A 14429-nucleotide genomic window follows, 5' to 3' on the forward strand; every position below is an offset into this window, starting at 1 on the left:
CATGTCGGCTGGGTTTGATCGTCACTACTCTGGTTCACTCTGGTTCACGCCGGTCTGCCCGGTGGTCGCCGGTCACCGCCCGGCTGATCTCTGGTTGACCTCAATCCTGGTAGAGGCTGTGCACTGGCATCAGCCCAAGGAAGGAAGATCTTGCCCACCAAGACGCTGCAGATCCCGACCAAGGACGGACAGGCCGACGCTTTCGCCGCTTTCCCCGCCGGTGGCGAGCGACACCCAGGGGTGCTGCTGTACATGGACGCCATCGGCGTGCGGCCCGTACTGAGGGAGATGGCCGGCGAACTTGCCGAGCGCGGGTACTACGTGCTCGTCCCCAACCTCTTCTACCGGCACGGCCCGGCACCGGTGATCGAGCTTCCCGAGCACATCGGAGAAGAGAGCCGGCCCGCGGTGTTCGCTCAGCTGATGCCCTTGATCGAGGCGCACACCACCGAACGTGCCCAGCGTGACGCCGACGCCTACCTCAGGTTCCTCAGCGCCCAGCCTGAGGTCAGCTCCGGGCCGGTCGCCGTGATCGGCTACTGCATGGGCGCCGTCCTGGCGATGCGCGCCGCTGCGGCTCATCCCGACCAGGTGGCCGCCGTCGCTGGATTCCACCCCGGCCGCTTGGTCACCGACGCGCCCGACAGCCCGCACCGCCTCGTCTCCAAGCTCACCGCCCGAGTCCACCTCGGCCTCGCCGAAAACGACATGTCGTCCGAGGCCATCAGCGAGCTCAACCAGGCCCTGGATGCCGCAGGCGTCAGCTACACCTCTGAGATCTATCCCGGCACCGTCCACGGCTTCACCATGTCCGACACCGACGCCTTCGACCCCGCCGCACTGCAGCGCCACTGGGACCGACTGCTCCCTCTCCTCGACCTCACCCTGGCCGACAGGTGAAGCTCCCGGCTCCGGTGCGCTGTTGACTGGTGTCCAACGCCTGTCACGCCCTGCGGCTAGGGTCCCCGCTCATGGATGATGATCAGATAGGGTCCCAACTCGCCCTCGCTGCCTGGGCGCGCATCGAGACACCAGAACTTTCGTTTGACTCACTGAGCGAAGGCGGGCGGCCTGCCGCCCCGGCTGCCGCGACACAGCCGGTGGCCTCCTGATCCGCCGGTACGGGAATGACCGTGCCGATGCCGCACCTGCGCAGGTGGTCGCGGACAGCGCGTGAGGAGTACGCCGTGTCGGCCAGGACCATGTCCGGCCTGGTGCGGGGCCGTCCACGGCGCCGGGGAACGCGCAGGCGGGACATGACCTCGGCAAGGACAGGCATATCACCGGCCTGCCCGGCGGTGAGCACCATTACCAATGGTCGCAACGGCCGTCGGCGGCGAGGTGGATCTTCGTGGTCAGCCCGCCGCGGGACCGGCCGATGGCGTGGCCCGGTTCGCCGGCCGGAGCCCTTTTGCGGGCCCCGGTCGCATGCTGGTGAGCGCGCACGGTGGTGGAATCCACCGGGACCGGCCAGTTGAGATCTTCATCGGCGCTGGCCTGAGCCACTGGCGCGTTGAAGACCCGTTCCCATGCGCCGTCGGCGACGGGCCGCTTCCGCAACCGGTAACAGACGCCCCGCCAGTCGCCGTACCTCTCTGGCAGATGAACCCACTGCGTTCCGGTCTGGAACCTGACCCTGGTCCGCATTCCCCTCCATGTGCCGACCGGTCCCGACCGGCAAGACCGTCAGGTGTGCGGCCGACTGGAAACAGCCGGACACCGCCGGTCATCCCGGCTTGAGCACACCCCGCGCGACAACCGCCTCATGCAGACGCGCGGCCATCGAGGCCGCCTGCTCCGGCGACAGTTTCAGGACCCCGTTCTCCGTCATCACGGCGTGGAACTGCTGCTCACGATAGGGAACGCCGGGCGGCAGGGCGGCGATGTGCCAGTGCAGATGCGCATTGCCGTGCTGGCTGCCGAGCGAGTACAGGTACGTGCGCTCCGGCCCGCAGACCGCCTCGACGGCGAGGGCGATCTCCCGGACGAACAGCATGAGCCGGCTGTAGTCCGCCTCAACCAGATCGCGCACGACGTGCTCGACGTGCGCCCGTGGCGCGACCAGGACCTTGCCCGGCACCGTGGGCCACCTGTCCAGGAACGCCACATGATCGGCATCCTCAAAGACCGTCGCATGCGGGTAGTCCGGGTTCCCGGCCAGGAACGCGCAGACGAAGCAGGGGCCGCTTCGGGTCCGCTCCACGTACTTCTCAAGATCCATCGGCTGTCGATCCGTTGGCACCTGCGCACCTCTCCGTAGGGGGGAGCACCAGACTGCCTCAGACCTACTACCCGCACCGGCGCAGGAGAGAGCCATCGGCTCAAGATCGGGATCTGCAACTGGAGCATTACCCTTCGGCGACTACCTACGGTTTCCTGCTGACGTTTCCAGCCGGGGACGGTGGGCGTCCTCTGCTGGCGGGTCCACCGTTTCTTCTGTCGTGACGCCTCGTACGGACGGCGGGCGTTCGTCGAGCAGATGCCGGGGCCGGCCCAGCGGCACAGCGGGTGGACCGACCGACAGCGTTCGGTGCTTGCCGTAGCCGGTCTCCCCCGGCCGACCGGGCCGGTACCCGAATGGCACGGTTTTTTCGGGTACCCGCCAGCCGCGGCGCGATCCTGCCCCTGCTCAGCACGTCCCCCGAGCCTGAGACCCCGCCCCTCCCCGCAGGTGGCCGGTGTCGATGAATACGCGACGCGCGAGCGGTTCCTGAGTCAGTGCTGCCGGTTCTGGGCGCGGGCTTCGGCGGCGGACTTCAGGTCGAGCAGCCATGATTCGAGGCCCTCGCTGAGGATCTTGGTCGCGGTGGGAACGTCCGCCTCGACCTGGGCGCCGGTGTGCGTCTCCTCGGTGCTCACGCGGAAGCCTCCCTTGACCTTGGTGAAGTTCCACACGTGGACGCCGTCGATATGCAGCCCTTCACCGATCGCCGGGCCGGTCCAACGGATACACGAGTTGGGCTTGATCTGCTGAACGGTCGAGGTGATCTCAAGGCTGGTGGCGGGAGTCGAGGGGTTGGGGGGTATCGGAGTCGTCCACCGGAATGCCGAACCCTTGCGGAAGGGGCCCTGGTCGAGGCGTTCCACGGTCTCGACGGGGGTCTGCCAGGACGTCCAGCGCTCCACGTCGGTCTGCAGATTCCAAATGGTGCGCAGCGGGGCGTCGATCACGATCTCGGTCCGATGGCGTACGAGAGCATCCGGGTCGACGCCCTTCCCGCGGCAGGTGAGGGACTTGCCGGGGTGAGAGGTGTGGGAGTCGACGGCCCCGGCGGATGCGGCAGTGGCCCCGAGAAGGCCGAGGAGGAGCGGGACGGTGAGCAGGGCGGCGCGAATGCCGGTGCCGCGGATGCCGGGCATGGAGTTCTCCTCTGTCGATGGGGCGTGAGCGCTGTCTTGTCGGGCGGGGCGCGCGGTCGTGCCGCACATCCAAATCGAGATAGACACTCTCGTGTTCGTTAATGGTTATAACGCTTTACGGAGCGGCGGGTCAATGGGTTGCGTGATAGCTTCTAACCAACCCTTGAGGTTGTAGCCATATGGATGGGAACGGTGGCAGGCCATGGCGACGACGGGCGCGAGCACCCCGCGGGAGCGCTACCGGACCCAGGTGCGGGCGGAGATCACAGAACGCGCCTGGGAGCAGATCGCCACGGCGGGGGCGTCCGCGCTCTCCCTGAACGCGATCGCCAAGCAGATGGGCATGAGCGGACCGGCGCTCTACCGCTACTTCGCCAGCCGTGACGATCTGATCACCGAACTCGTCCGGGAGGCGTACCGAAGTCTCGCCGAGACCCTCCGCACCGCCTTTGCCGACGGCGTCGACCTGGCCGGGCTGGCACACGCCCTGCGCGGCTGGGCCCTGGCGGACCCTCAGCGGTACTTCCTCATCTACGGCACCCCCATCCCCGGCTACCGAGCGCCCGCGGACACCACCGCCATCTCCTCCGAGATCATGACGACCCTCCTCGACGCGTGCACGGCGCTCGCCCCGGTCAGCGCCTCGACACCCTTCGGCACCTACCTGGAGGGCCACCGGGACTGGGCCGCCGGCCACTCCGCCCCACCCGAGGCACTTCACCGGTTCCTGACCTTCTGGACCCGCCTGCACGGCGTCCTGTCGTTGGAACTCGCCGGCCACTTCGCCGGCATGAACCTCGACCCCGCCCTGCTCTTCGCAGCCGAGCTGGACGACCTGCTGGCGCCCCGATCCTGACGTCGCACGCGGCGCAACGCCCTCGATCCGGCCCGGAGCCCGACGGGCGAGAGAAGACGCGCCGAGTCAGCAGGCGGAATGAGGAGTCGCGGTGTGGCCATACGTACAGACCTTCGATCGCAGGATCACCGCCGCGCTTGCGGATCAGGCACCAGTACGTGTCGTAGCCGTACGCGCGGTCGGCGAACACGCACTTCGGCCGTATACGGGGTCGGGGGCGGATGGTGCACCAGCAGTGCGGCGCTCACCGAGCCGGTGAACTCGACGATCACTACGGGGAATTCCTGGACGAGGAGGGATGGTCCGGGGGCCGGAGGGCGAGGGAGGGAGGCGAAGCTCGCCGCACGGACGAGGGCGGCGGTCGTGTCGAGCGGGCCCTCGAATAATCCTGTGCCGTGCAAGTCGGTGGAGGTGCAGAATCGTTCCATGGCGGAGATGCGGGCGTTCCGGGACGCGGTCAGTGGCTGGGCGGCCGGCGGGCCCGGCGGGCCGGCGCATGAGCTGGCCGTGGGACTGGGGGTGCGGACAGCGGTACTGGTGGAAGGGCTGAGTGACCTCGCGGCCGTTGAGGCGCTGGCCGCACGACGTGACCGGGATCTGGCCGCCGAGGGGGTGTGCGTCGTGCCGATGGGCGGGGCGATGAGCGTCGGCCGCCATGCCGGCCTCCTCGGGCCGCCCGGCCTCGGCCTGCGCCTGGTAGGGCTGTGCGACGAGGGCGAGCAGCGCTTCTTCGACCGCGGCATGCAACGGGCACGGGCGCCGCACCGGGACATCTTCGTGTGTGCGGCGGATCTGGAGGACGAACTCATCCGCGCGTTGGGCACGGCAAGGGTCGCAGAGGTCATCCGGGCCGAGGGCGACTTCCGCGCCTGGCAGACCTTCCAGCACCAGCCCGCACAACAGGGGCGCACCCGACAGCAGCAGTTGCGGCGCTTCCTCGGCACGAAGAAAGGCCGCAAGATCCGCTACGGCCGCCTCCTCGTCGAGGCCCTCGACCCCCAACAAGTACCGTCGGCCCTCGACAATCTCCTCATGAGCCTGTGAATGGTGGACGAGGAGGGCTGTTGTGACGACGGTGACGGAGCGCGGGTCGTTAATGAGTTGACCGGGTGACGCCGTCTGGGCAAGCTCCAGCACGACCTGGATGAAAGCCCTCTTGCTGATGGACTCCCCTACTCGATCGGAGGGTGGGGCGACCGGTCAGTAGATCGGAGATACCGAACGATGACTTCTCACCTCCACGCGCTCTGCTTCGACGCGAACGACCCGCTCCGTCTCTCGCGCTTCTGGGCCGGTGTCCTGGGCTGGGAGATGGCCGACGACCCCTACGACGGCATCGCCCTCCTGCCGAGCGATGACACCGGGTTCCGGATCCGGTTCCTCCCGACCCGGGAGCAGAAGGCCGGCCAGAACCTGATGCACTTCGATCTGACGAGCACGTCCTTCGAGGACCAGCAGGAGACGGTGGCGAGGTCACTCGGGCTCGGCGCCCGGCACATCGACATCGGTCAACGTCCGGAGGAGGGTCATGTGGTGCTCGCCGATCCCGAAGGCAATGAGTTCTGCGTCATCGAGCCGGGCAACAGCTTCCTTGCCGACTGCGGCTTCATCGGGGCGCTCGCGTGCGACGGTTCGCAGGACGTCGGATACTTCTGGAGCCGTGCGCTGGGCTGGCCGTTGGTCTGGGACCAGGACCAGGAGACCGCGATCCGCTCGCCGCACGGCGGTCCGAAGTTCACCTGGGGCGGTCCGCCACTGATGCCGAAGGCAGGGAGGAGCCGGCTGCATTTCGACCTCGCTCCATCTGTCCACGGTGATCAGCAAGCGGAGGTCGACCGTCTCGTCTCCCTCGGGGCGGCTCGAATCGACATCGGCCGGGGCGAGATCGGCCGGGTGGCGATGGCCGATCCCGACGGCCAGGAGTTCTGTGTGCTGACCGCCCCGTAACGCGATCGATCCAGACACGGCGACCCTCCTGACGGCGGGGCGGTCCGTGGTGGTTCGACACTGACGTGGACGATCACCGCATTGCAGCGGTTCAGGGGCGCGGAACAAGCTCAGAATGCGCCCGCCGAGCCGTTGGTGGACCGCCGCCTGCTCGCATTACCCCCGGGGTAATCGACGCCTCAGCAGTGCCCTGCCAGGCTTACCACCATGACGCACACCACCACCGCAGACGCCACCCGCGCCACCGTTCAGACGTTCCTCTCCCTCCGCCTCGCCGGGGACACCGAGGGGCTCGCCGCACTCTTCGCCGACGACGTCGACTGGCTGCTCGCCGAGAACCCCGCCGTCCCGTGGATCCGACCGCGCTCCACGGCCGCCGAATGCGCCGCTCAGTTGCCGGAGTTGGCCGAACACACTGTGGCCGAGGACGCCCGTGCGTCCGTCAGTACTTTCCTTGTCGACGGCACCGAGGCCGTCCTGATGGGTCACCTCTCGGGGACCGTCCGCGCGACGGGCAAGTCCTTCGCGGGCCCCTTCGCGCTGCGCCTCACCGTCGAGGGCGGTCGGATCACCCGGCACCACCTGTACGAGAACAGCCTGTCGATCGCGGAGGCGTGCGCTCCCTGACGGCATGACCCAAACCCTCATGCGCGGGGCTGCGTACATCGTTCCTGACGAGGCAGCACGCCCGAGGCATACATGCATCCGGCGAAGAGGACGCCGATTCGGGCTGCCCTGGTGGTCCACGTCAGTCGTTGAGCAACCGTCGTGCGGTGGGGGCGAGCCCGGTCCTCATCAGCCCGGTGGACTGGGTGAGTTCGATGCCCGGCGTCGCCCGATGCCCGCACGTACGTCTGCCGGGGGACGAGCCGGGTCGATGGTGGTGGCCAAGAAGACGCCCACGGCTGCCCCCTTCACCGGGTCGGCCGGGCAGAGCAGTCCGCCGATCCGGTCGAGCAGGAGCGGCGACGGCGCGGACGGGCAGGTCGGCGGCGGACTCCAGGAGCCTCGGTGCCCGTGCTCCGGCCGCCTCGTCCGTGTCGGCGCTGATCACGAGAGGGCGGTTGAGCTCCTTGGGCCGTCTGCGACGGAGAGGAGCCTGACTGCGACGACATTGGTGACGACATTGGTTAGTGGCGTGGGCCGGTGGCGTGGGGTGGCGGTGTGGAGCCGGTCGAGCAGGCAGCAGGCAGCAGGCAGCAGGCAGCAGGCAGCAGGCAGCAGGCAAGGTTCTCATCACAGGAACGCCGCCATGGTCGCCACGAACTGGTCCGTGTCGTCGAGCCAGGGGGTAGTGACCCACCCCTGGCTCCACCACGAGCGTGGCATCGGGGAACAGTGCCGCGAACTCGGCCACCGTCCGAGGGGGGCTGTTCAAGTCGAACTCTCCGCCGAGCAACAGGACGGGAGCCTAACAGGCGGCGAGCATCGCACGAGTGGTCTCCGGGCTGAAGGCGCCTTCGGCCGCGAAAACAGCGACGGCTTCCTTGTTGCTCGGCCGGCTGGCCGCATTGTGCTTCTGCGCCGCGGCATCCCACCGACCGCAGAAGAAGGGAGCAGTGGCCTCCCAGTTGCTGCCGGTACCTTGGGTGATCGCTTCCAACGCGGCGAACGCGTCCGGGAACCACGGCTCGTTCTTCCGCCGCACCGCGAGCTCACGGCGTGTCTCCTCGGTGATCGCTACACCGACAGCTCGGGTTCCAGGGCCGATCAGGGCGAGCTAGCTGACGTTCTTCGGGTACCGGGCCACGAACTGCGTCGCGATGTTGGCACCGGCGGAGTGGCCGAGCAGATCCATCCTGGAGAGACCGAGGTGTTCGCGCAGCGCCTGGACGTCGTCCACAAGGCGTTTCACGCCCCCAGAACGTCGACGAACTGCGCCGCCTCGTCGAAGAGGACCTGATGCTGCACCGGGCAGAAATGTCCGGCAGCTACCGGAAGGCGTACGACGAGATCAGCCCGGCCTCGACATCCCCGCGAAGGTCACCGCCACCGCGTCAGCCTCTGTGCGTCGCGCCCTCGCTTGCCGGACCCAGCGCGAACAGCTCAGGAACGACCCCTGAGTCCCTGCGATCGCACGAGCGAGCAACATCAAGACTCACCACCTCGGTGCGCTGGGGCCGTGACACACGCCCAGCAGCCCGCAGCCCGCCCTCACCCCAGCGGGGAAGGGTGCGGCGAAACGGGTCAGGTGTACGGTTGGCGCCCTTCTCGGCGGGGAGCTGGAGCGAGTCCCCTTGAAAGGGTGGTCAGTTGATCTGCGACCGGTCAAAGAGAAAGGCTCTACGTCCGGCGTCATCTCGGCGGGCCGACCCGAACCACCCGCGTGGGACAGTTGAGTTGTGAACTTCCCCCGTCAGGGCCAAGGAGACGTGCGACAGATGACCGAATCCGGTACCGAGCCCGGCGGCTCGCCGACCTCCGAATTCGCGGGTGGAATCGTCGATTTCGCATGCACGCACCGCAGCCGCGAGTACTCGGACGGCGTGTACGTCGGGCTCCTGGGCTTCCCCGATTTCCTGCCGTACGCCCGGATCGTGATCGAGAGCGGTCCGGTGCCGCCCGGCCTGGGCATCGACGAGGCCAGAGTCACCGATGTACTCGCGTCGAACATCGCCGCGGCCGGCACCGGCGACCCGCTGTACGCGAATGCCCCGGACATGGCCACGCCGCGCGGCTGGACCTGGCACCACGATCCGTTGGAGCGCCGGTTCCTGCTGCTTCCGGTCGACGTCAAGAACAACATGGCCCACCACGGCGGCGTAGCCACCATGCGGGCGAACCGCGCCAAGACGGGACTGTGGAGCCCGGTGGCGCAGCCACGCGTTCCGGCCGCGATGCGCACCGGGAGCGGCTTGAGCGACGGCGACCTGAGCCACTTGGAGGGCAAATACCTGGAGTACCGGCTCCCGGAGAGCTACCGCACCTTCATGATAGAGAACGGCGGCGGTCCACCGGAGCACGCGATCGTGCATCCTGATCGCGGGTTCGTCCTCGACCAGCAGTTCTTCAACCTCTACGGCGATCCGGACCCCTACGACCTGCTCGACAACACGGCGGTGATGGCCGACCGTCTGACGGCCGAGTACCTCCCCATCGCGTGGGTCCAGGGCGGTGCGCTGGTGCTGAAGGTCCAGGGCACCGAACCCGGTTCGATCCTGTACTGGGACAACGACGACCGCAGGACCCGGCAGGGCGACACCCCGGAGATCGGCGTGTCGCGGCTGGAGTACCTGGCCGATGACATCTTCACGCTGCTGGAGGACGAGCTGATCGAGGTTCCCGCGGAGCTGGAGAAGATCTCCCGATCGGCGGTCTCCGGTGACTTCTTCCACCCGGTCACCCTCGACAACGCCGGCGCCGGACTGCCGGCCGACCTGCGCGCGTAGTGCCACCCCACGAAGGGAGCGGACGTACCCCCATGTTCGACAATCGCATGCCGCCCGGTGTCGGCGCGACTCTGCGACGCGCGGGCGCCGCGACCATGACGGTGGTGAGCGCGCACACCACGACGGTGAATGTGCACCCCTCCGTCTCGGCCCTGCTCGACCGCACCGGGCCCTCTATGCGCTCGGTGTTCCACGGGCGTTGCCCCGAGGCGCTGTTGCTGTCACGGGTGGCCGTGGAGGCGGAGGCATCGCTCGCCGCCGAGGGCACGTACGAGAGCGACGAGAACGCGGTACTCGACCGCATGCGGCAGCTACTGCGCGGCGCGGTCGTCACGGCGATGCTGCTGCCCGAGCCGAACGACCCCGTACATGAACGGCCGATCCCGCCGTGCACGTCCTGCGCGCCCGCGCTGGCCGCCCTTGAGGTCAGGATCCTGGGGGTGCCCGCGTCATGAGCAGCCGCTTCCCCAAGGGCGTCATCGAGGCTCTCACTGCGACCGGTTGGCACGACGGCATCCGCATCTGCGGGGACGAACTCCTGCGCTGGTACCGGGCATTGGGCACATCCGGAATCGACCTCCCGCCGAGCGCGATGACGGCGCTGCGGGAGTTCGGCGGCATGACGGTGCACCAGTACGGTCCCGGCACCGACATGTCGCGGATGCCGTTCCGGATCGACCCGCTGGTCGGTCTGCAAGCGGGCGACACGCTCGCGGCCTATGGCGCGGCACTCGGTCGGCCGCTCGCCCCGATCGGCGAATTCGACCTGGGCCGGGGCCGGCTGGCGATGGACCCGCTCGGCGCGGTCTACCTGTGGTGGGGCGACCTGTGGAAGGTGGCGGACACTTTCGACGGAGCGCTGATCGCGCTGATCGAGGGCCGCCGGCCGGTCCGGCTGGACCTGACACCGTCTCGGGCCCCCTTGCCGGCGCGGCCGATCGACGAGGCCGAGGCCCGCGACAAGGCCCGTCGGCACGTGGTCGGCGGCGGCCCGAACGCGCCGGTCGACTTCGCGATGACCGCGTTCGAATTCGGCTGGCTGGTCCAGGCCGTCCATGCGGACCCCGGCTCCTTCGCGGATCCCGACCCCTTCGCGAGCCTCGGCTCCGGCCAGTGGATCGTGGACCGCCGCGACGGCCGCGTCACGACGTGGCCGAGCCTGCCCGAGGCCATCGTCCTGAAGATGTTCCGCGAGCGCTTCGTGGACATGTAGGTTCACCTCGACCGTACGACGTGTTCGACATCTTCTGATGATTTCCGGAACATGTCCGAACGGTTTCGGAGAACGTCGAAATACGTCCGTACGTGGTCACAAGGCCCGAATGGCCATCTGGGAGTCCTGATGTTCATCGAACCAACTCCTCGGGGTTCCCTCTCCGAGGAAGCTCTGTGCGAGCTCGAATCGCAGCTCCGAGTCCCGTTCCCGGCGGAGTACCGAGCGTGGCTGGGCCGCACCAACGGCGCCGAGTTCCCACTCGATGCCATCCTGTCGGAGTCGAATACCACATAGAGGACGACCTCTACGGCTACCGGACCGGCGGCAACGTACATACGGAGCTTCTCTACGCGCACCCGTTCGGCCGGGGCGACCTGTCGTGGGACTATCTGCCGATCACGCGGCTGTTCACCGGCACGATCCTGATCAAGGTGACCGAGCCGAGGCTTGGGTCGATCTGGCATCGGGGCGAATCCGACTTCACCGAGGACGGCGTCTACCTTCCGCCTGGACGAGGAATCTCCGGACTCCGTCCCGCTCCCGGCGCCCTGACGTACGACGGGCCCGAACGCCGATGTGCCCGGAACCGCGCGGGTCTCGGGCGCATCGGCGTTCGGGGCGGCCGACGGCCACCGCATACGGGCGCGGCCCGCGCAATGGCGAGCATCAGGTCTGCTGGGACTGCCGCACACGGCTCATGACGGCTTCGCGCTGCCGCGCCCGTATCGTGCCAGGGCAGGCGTGCCCACCCCAGGCGCTTCCGCCCATGGCATGGGTGCCCAAGCCCCGCCCCATCGGGGAGTCCGTCACCTCAAGAGGCCAGCCGTGCTCACGGGCGCCCCAGGCGTAGACGCGCGCGACAGCGTCCACCTGCGCCGTGGTGAGCGGTTTGCCGACAAAGCCCGAGGTCTCTATCGACACCCATTCGACATTGCCCGCGCGCTGGGTCCAGGCGCGATCGTGGACCGACACGTACTGCTCGATCTCGCCCGCTTGCGACACCCAGAAATGGGCTGAACTCTTCGTCGCGCGGTCGGAGAACCGCTCGAACAGCGAACCCTCGCCCTCCTGCACGTGCAGTATCAGACCCCGTTGCCCCTGCCGCCCGCCCCGGCTGACGTTCGCGCCGATGGGCCTCCGGGCGATGCCGGGCATCCATCCGGGCGGCGGGGAAGCGGAGGGCGCCGCCGCGCCACGGGGCTGTTGAACGGCGCGCATCTCCGGAGCCTCCGGGGCCTGCCGCGCGGGCTGTCCCTCCCAGCGGAGGACGATCGCCGACACCGGAGCGAGGAGAACCCCTCCCCCGAGGATGAACACGCCGCGCCGCGTGGGTCGTCGATGCCTTCGCGTCACCGGCACCTCCGCATCGGCGCGCCGGGCACAGTTCGGCTGGTGCATGGGGTGGGCATGCCGTCCAACATGACCCGTGAATGCGATCATCACTCCATGGCGATGTGATGAAACGGCAACAGCGCGGCCGAACTGGGTGATTGATGAGGTTTACGCGGTCCTGCGCGACCCAAGCCGGCAGCCCACCGACCACGGGTTGTCCGTCCGAGAACTCATCGCGCCCACCAAGGATCACGGGACAGCCCTGAGGCGCTCGGCCAGGAAAGCGATGATCTCGTTCCGGGCTTGCACGGTGGGGTGGCCGTCCTGGTCGACGAGGTGTGCCGTGACGACACTGTGGGCGCAGCCGACGACGTCACGGAAGAAGGGCGGAGGGTTCGTGTTCGCCGCCTCGGCCTTGAGTACGCGGCCGTCGAACGCGTCCCCGAGCAGCGCCCGGTAAGCAGCGAACCGCCGGCCGGTGCACCACCTGTCGTTGTCGAAACGGTAGGCGAGAACCTTCAATCCGTCCCGCTCTACGCGTTCCGCCACGGCAACGGCGTCTTCGTCGCTGATCTCCAGACCGCCGGCGTCGTCGAGCGGAAGCGACGGATGGTTGACCACTGGGGCGATGACAACGGGTTCGAGCGCCATGGTCAAGGCGAAGTTACCGGTGAAGCACAGGCCGACGGCACCGACGCCAGGCCCGCCGCGCTCGGCGTGTGCCAGGCGGGCGAGGCCGCGCAGCCAGGTGACGACGGGGCTGGTGCCTCCCCCCGCAAACGCTCGGAACTCGGCGCTGACGCACGCGCGTCGGACGACGGTCTCGTGTGCCTCGGCCAGCGGATAGGCACCGTCGACGCCGAAAAGAGAGGGCAGGTACACGGAGAAACCTGCATCGCGCACCCACCGGGCGAACCGCGCGACGTCGGGGCTGATACCCGGCATCTCGGGCAGGAGGATGACTGCCGGTCCTGATCCGGCAACGTACACGGTCTTGTCGATGTCATCGACGCTGACGGCTCTCCTCGAGAAGTCGTCCAGGGGGTCGTTCTGTCCTCGCATGATGGTCATGACCGAGATGATGATGAAGGGCAGCCCGTCTTGAGAAGCGGCGGCATCGCCATGTATCCCGGTAATATCGCCATCCGTGCAATGAGGCCGGAGGGGTCGTATGAGTCCGTTGCGAGTCGGTGTGCTGGCCTATCCCGGCTGCTTCGCGTCGGAGGTATTCGGAGTCCCCGACCTCCTGGCGATGGCCACGCACGTCGCCGCGGCACAAGGGTCGGTTGAGCCGGGCTACGAGGTCTCGGTCATTTCGCCCCGGCGGCGAGTGGTCGCGTCCGGCGGCTCACTCATCGATGTCTCGGCGGCTCGCCCGGTGGACGTCCTGATCGTGCCGGGCTTCGAGCTTTCGCCCACGCTCGATCTTGACGCGACACTCGCGGACCTGGGACCGGAAGTGTCATCGATTCGATCGCAGGCGGCCTCGGGAACCGCTGTCGTGTCACTCTGTGTGGGTGCCTTCCTGGTCGCTGAAGCCGGGCTGCTCGGCGGGCGCGAAGCGACCACGTCCTGGTTGTTCGCGGATCGGTTCGCCCGCCGGTACGCCGACGTACGCCTCCGCCCGGAGAGCTTGGTCGTGACCGACCGAGGGGTGACGACCACAGCGGCCTTCAGCGCCATGTACGACTTCGCGCTGCGGTTCATCCGTGAGCACGACGGCCCCCGCGTCGCCCGCAGCACCGCGCGCATCGCGCTCGTCGACGATGCGCGTTCCACGCAGGCTCCCTATGTCGACGCGGGGCTCATACCCACTGTGGGAAGGGAGTTCTCGCTCAGCGTCAAACGGTGGCTCGACCAGAACCTGAGTGCTCGCTATGACCTGCCCGCCCTCGCCCAGGAATTCCACGTGAGTACGAGAACCATGCTCCGTCGCTTCGGCGACGAGGCGGGCGAGACGCCGCTCACGTACCTGCAGACGGCCCGGGTGCGTCGAGCCGGACACTGGCTGGAGACGACCGACAGGACCGTCGCGAGCATCGCCGCCGGCGTCGGGTACCGCGACCCTGGCGCATTCAGCGACATCTTCGCCAGACACACGGGCCAGCGGCCGAGGGAGTACCGCGCGATGTTCCGTCGTCGCCGCGAGCCCCACGGGGCAAATCACCACACGGAGAGGTGAGAGCCGCCCGCGACGGCAGCAGGCCCCCTCCCCCGTCAGGCCGGACCAAGCGCTTGCCTCCCGCAGGCCACACAACCCCTGTGCATGACTCGCCAGTTACGTCTGAAACACGAGCACCCCGGTCGGCCGACTTCGACGGTGCGAACC

17 protein-coding genes and 1 pseudogene are annotated in these 14429 nt (G+C 68.3%); 10 read left to right on the forward strand and 8 right to left on the reverse strand.

The features are described 5' to 3' along the window. Positions 1 to 150 precede the first annotated feature (150 nt). The gene (locus OG413_RS29000; RefSeq protein WP_266810818.1) at positions 151 to 900 is read left to right on the forward strand and encodes a dienelactone hydrolase family protein; all 750 of its coding nucleotides are present in this window, start codon (positions 151 to 153) and stop codon (positions 898 to 900) included. Between the two features lie 82 nt (positions 901 to 982). On the opposite strand, the gene OG413_RS47155 is transcribed toward OG413_RS29000, so the two are convergent. The 4 genes and pseudogenes from OG413_RS47155 to OG413_RS29015 all read right to left on the reverse strand — a co-directional run bounded on the left by OG413_RS47155 (position 983) and on the right by OG413_RS29015 (position 3360). Further along, a complete protein-coding gene (locus OG413_RS47155; protein ID WP_353962293.1) occupies positions 983 to 1309 on the reverse strand; it encodes a hypothetical protein in 327 nt (108 codons plus the stop codon). A 14-nt stretch (positions 1310 to 1323) separates the two neighbouring features. Beyond that, positions 1324 to 1461, reverse strand: a pseudogene (locus OG413_RS29005) (IS5/IS1182 family transposase); the annotation flags it as partial. 265 nt (positions 1462 to 1726) lie between these two features. Continuing rightward, positions 1727 to 2221 carry an HIT family protein gene (locus OG413_RS29010; protein WP_266810819.1) on the reverse strand — a complete coding sequence of 165 codons (495 nt, stop codon included), beginning with the start codon at positions 2219 to 2221 and terminating at the stop codon, positions 1727 to 1729. 494 nt (positions 2222 to 2715) lie between these two features. Then, positions 2716 to 3360 carry an SRPBCC family protein gene (locus OG413_RS29015; protein WP_266810821.1) on the reverse strand — a complete coding sequence of 215 codons (645 nt, stop codon included), beginning with the start codon at positions 3358 to 3360 and terminating at the stop codon, positions 2716 to 2718. Positions 3361 to 3562: 202 nt separating this feature from the next. On the opposite strand from OG413_RS29015, the gene OG413_RS29020 reads away from it, so the two are divergent. From OG413_RS29020 to OG413_RS29035, 4 genes are all read left to right on the forward strand, one after another. Next, positions 3563 to 4216, forward strand: coding sequence for a TetR/AcrR family transcriptional regulator (locus tag OG413_RS29020; RefSeq protein ID WP_266810822.1), 654 nt, complete (start codon positions 3563 to 3565; stop codon positions 4214 to 4216). A gap of 426 nt (positions 4217 to 4642) precedes the next feature. Next, positions 4643 to 5260, forward strand: a complete 618-nt coding sequence (locus OG413_RS29025) for a TOPRIM nucleotidyl transferase/hydrolase domain-containing protein (protein ID WP_266810823.1) — start codon at positions 4643 to 4645, stop codon at positions 5258 to 5260. 180 nt (positions 5261 to 5440) lie between these two features. Then, positions 5441 to 6163 (forward strand): VOC family protein, encoded by a 723-nt coding sequence (locus OG413_RS29030; protein ID WP_266810824.1) that lies wholly within the window; start codon positions 5441 to 5443, stop codon positions 6161 to 6163. Positions 6164 to 6370: 207 nt separating this feature from the next. Then, positions 6371 to 6790 (forward strand): nuclear transport factor 2 family protein, encoded by a 420-nt coding sequence (locus OG413_RS29035; RefSeq protein WP_266810826.1) that lies wholly within the window; start codon positions 6371 to 6373, stop codon positions 6788 to 6790. A 784-nt stretch (positions 6791 to 7574) separates the two neighbouring features. Here OG413_RS29035 and OG413_RS29040 read toward each other — a convergent pair. Beyond that, positions 7575 to 7811: a hypothetical protein gene (locus OG413_RS29040; protein WP_266810828.1), complete on the reverse strand. Its 237-nt coding sequence runs from the start codon at positions 7809 to 7811 to the stop codon at positions 7575 to 7577. A 72-nt stretch (positions 7812 to 7883) separates the two neighbouring features. After that, a complete protein-coding gene (locus OG413_RS29045) occupies positions 7884 to 8018 on the reverse strand; it encodes an alpha/beta fold hydrolase (protein ID WP_266810830.1) in 135 nt (44 codons plus the stop codon). 526 nt (positions 8019 to 8544) lie between these two features. On the opposite strand from OG413_RS29045, the gene OG413_RS29050 reads away from it, so the two are divergent. From OG413_RS29050 to OG413_RS47160, 4 genes are all read left to right on the forward strand, one after another. After that, the gene (locus OG413_RS29050) at positions 8545 to 9552 is read left to right on the forward strand and encodes an SMI1/KNR4 family protein (protein WP_266810832.1); all 1008 of its coding nucleotides are present in this window, start codon (positions 8545 to 8547) and stop codon (positions 9550 to 9552) included. A 32-nt stretch (positions 9553 to 9584) separates the two neighbouring features. Next, complete coding sequence (locus tag OG413_RS29055) at positions 9585 to 10007, forward strand: YwqJ-related putative deaminase (RefSeq protein ID WP_266810834.1); 423 nt, start codon at positions 9585 to 9587, stop codon at positions 10005 to 10007. Next, the gene (locus OG413_RS29060; protein ID WP_266810835.1) at positions 10004 to 10765 is read left to right on the forward strand and encodes an SUKH-3 domain-containing protein; all 762 of its coding nucleotides are present in this window, start codon (positions 10004 to 10006) and stop codon (positions 10763 to 10765) included. Before OG413_RS29055 ends, OG413_RS29060 begins: the two co-directional genes overlap by 4 nt. 129 nt (positions 10766 to 10894) lie before the next feature. After that, positions 10895 to 11062 (forward strand): SMI1/KNR4 family protein, encoded by a 168-nt coding sequence (locus tag OG413_RS47160; protein ID WP_353962294.1) that lies wholly within the window; start codon positions 10895 to 10897, stop codon positions 11060 to 11062. Positions 11063 to 11434: 372 nt separating this feature from the next. Here OG413_RS47160 and OG413_RS29065 read toward each other — a convergent pair whose 3' ends face one another. Beyond that, positions 11435 to 12049, reverse strand: a complete 615-nt coding sequence (locus OG413_RS29065; protein ID WP_266810836.1) for an N-acetylmuramoyl-L-alanine amidase — start codon at positions 12047 to 12049, stop codon at positions 11435 to 11437. A gap of 300 nt (positions 12050 to 12349) precedes the next feature. After that, positions 12350 to 13171 carry a dienelactone hydrolase family protein gene (locus OG413_RS29070; RefSeq protein WP_266810838.1) on the reverse strand — a complete coding sequence of 274 codons (822 nt, stop codon included), beginning with the start codon at positions 13169 to 13171 and terminating at the stop codon, positions 12350 to 12352. A 100-nt stretch (positions 13172 to 13271) separates the two neighbouring features. Here OG413_RS29070 and OG413_RS29075 point away from each other — a divergent pair, with 100 nt between their 5' ends. Continuing rightward, positions 13272 to 14282 carry a GlxA family transcriptional regulator gene (locus OG413_RS29075; protein WP_266810840.1) on the forward strand — a complete coding sequence of 337 codons (1011 nt, stop codon included), beginning with the start codon at positions 13272 to 13274 and terminating at the stop codon, positions 14280 to 14282. The last annotated feature ends 147 nt before the right edge of the window (positions 14283 to 14429 follow it).

Origin of the sequence: Streptomyces sp. NBC_01433 (assembly GCF_026340105.1) — a bacterium.
Taxonomy (GTDB): domain Bacteria; phylum Actinomycetota; class Actinomycetes; order Streptomycetales; family Streptomycetaceae; genus Streptomyces.

Bases quoted from the DNA above. Each gene is read 5' to 3' on its own strand.
- OG413_RS47155 (WP_353962293.1), bottom strand. From the start codon at position 1,309: ATGGTGCTCACCGCCGGGCAGGCCGGTGATATGCCTGTCCTTGCCGAG.
- OG413_RS29010 (WP_266810819.1), bottom strand. From the start codon at position 2,221: ATGGATCTTGAGAAGTACGTGGAGCGGACCCGAAGCGGCCCCTGCTTC.
- OG413_RS29015 (WP_266810821.1), bottom strand. From the start codon at position 3,360: ATGCCCGGCATCCGCGGCACCGGCATTCGCGCCGCCCTGCTCACCGTC.
- OG413_RS29020 (WP_266810822.1), top strand. From the start codon at position 3,563: ATGGCGACGACGGGCGCGAGCACCCCGCGGGAGCGCTACCGGACCCAG.
- OG413_RS29025 (WP_266810823.1), top strand. From the start codon at position 4,643: ATGGCGGAGATGCGGGCGTTCCGGGACGCGGTCAGTGGCTGGGCGGCC.
- OG413_RS29030 (WP_266810824.1), top strand. From the start codon at position 5,441: ATGACTTCTCACCTCCACGCGCTCTGCTTCGACGCGAACGACCCGCTC.
- OG413_RS29035 (WP_266810826.1), top strand. From the start codon at position 6,371: ATGACGCACACCACCACCGCAGACGCCACCCGCGCCACCGTTCAGACG.
- OG413_RS29050 (WP_266810832.1), top strand. From the start codon at position 8,545: ATGACCGAATCCGGTACCGAGCCCGGCGGCTCGCCGACCTCCGAATTC.
- OG413_RS29055 (WP_266810834.1), top strand. From the start codon at position 9,585: ATGTTCGACAATCGCATGCCGCCCGGTGTCGGCGCGACTCTGCGACGC.
- OG413_RS29060 (WP_266810835.1), top strand. From the start codon at position 10,004: ATGAGCAGCCGCTTCCCCAAGGGCGTCATCGAGGCTCTCACTGCGACC.
- OG413_RS47160 (WP_353962294.1), top strand. From the start codon at position 10,895: ATGTTCATCGAACCAACTCCTCGGGGTTCCCTCTCCGAGGAAGCTCTG.
- OG413_RS29070 (WP_266810838.1), bottom strand. From the start codon at position 13,171: ATGACCATCATGCGAGGACAGAACGACCCCCTGGACGACTTCTCGAGG.
- OG413_RS29075 (WP_266810840.1), top strand. From the start codon at position 13,272: ATGAGTCCGTTGCGAGTCGGTGTGCTGGCCTATCCCGGCTGCTTCGCG.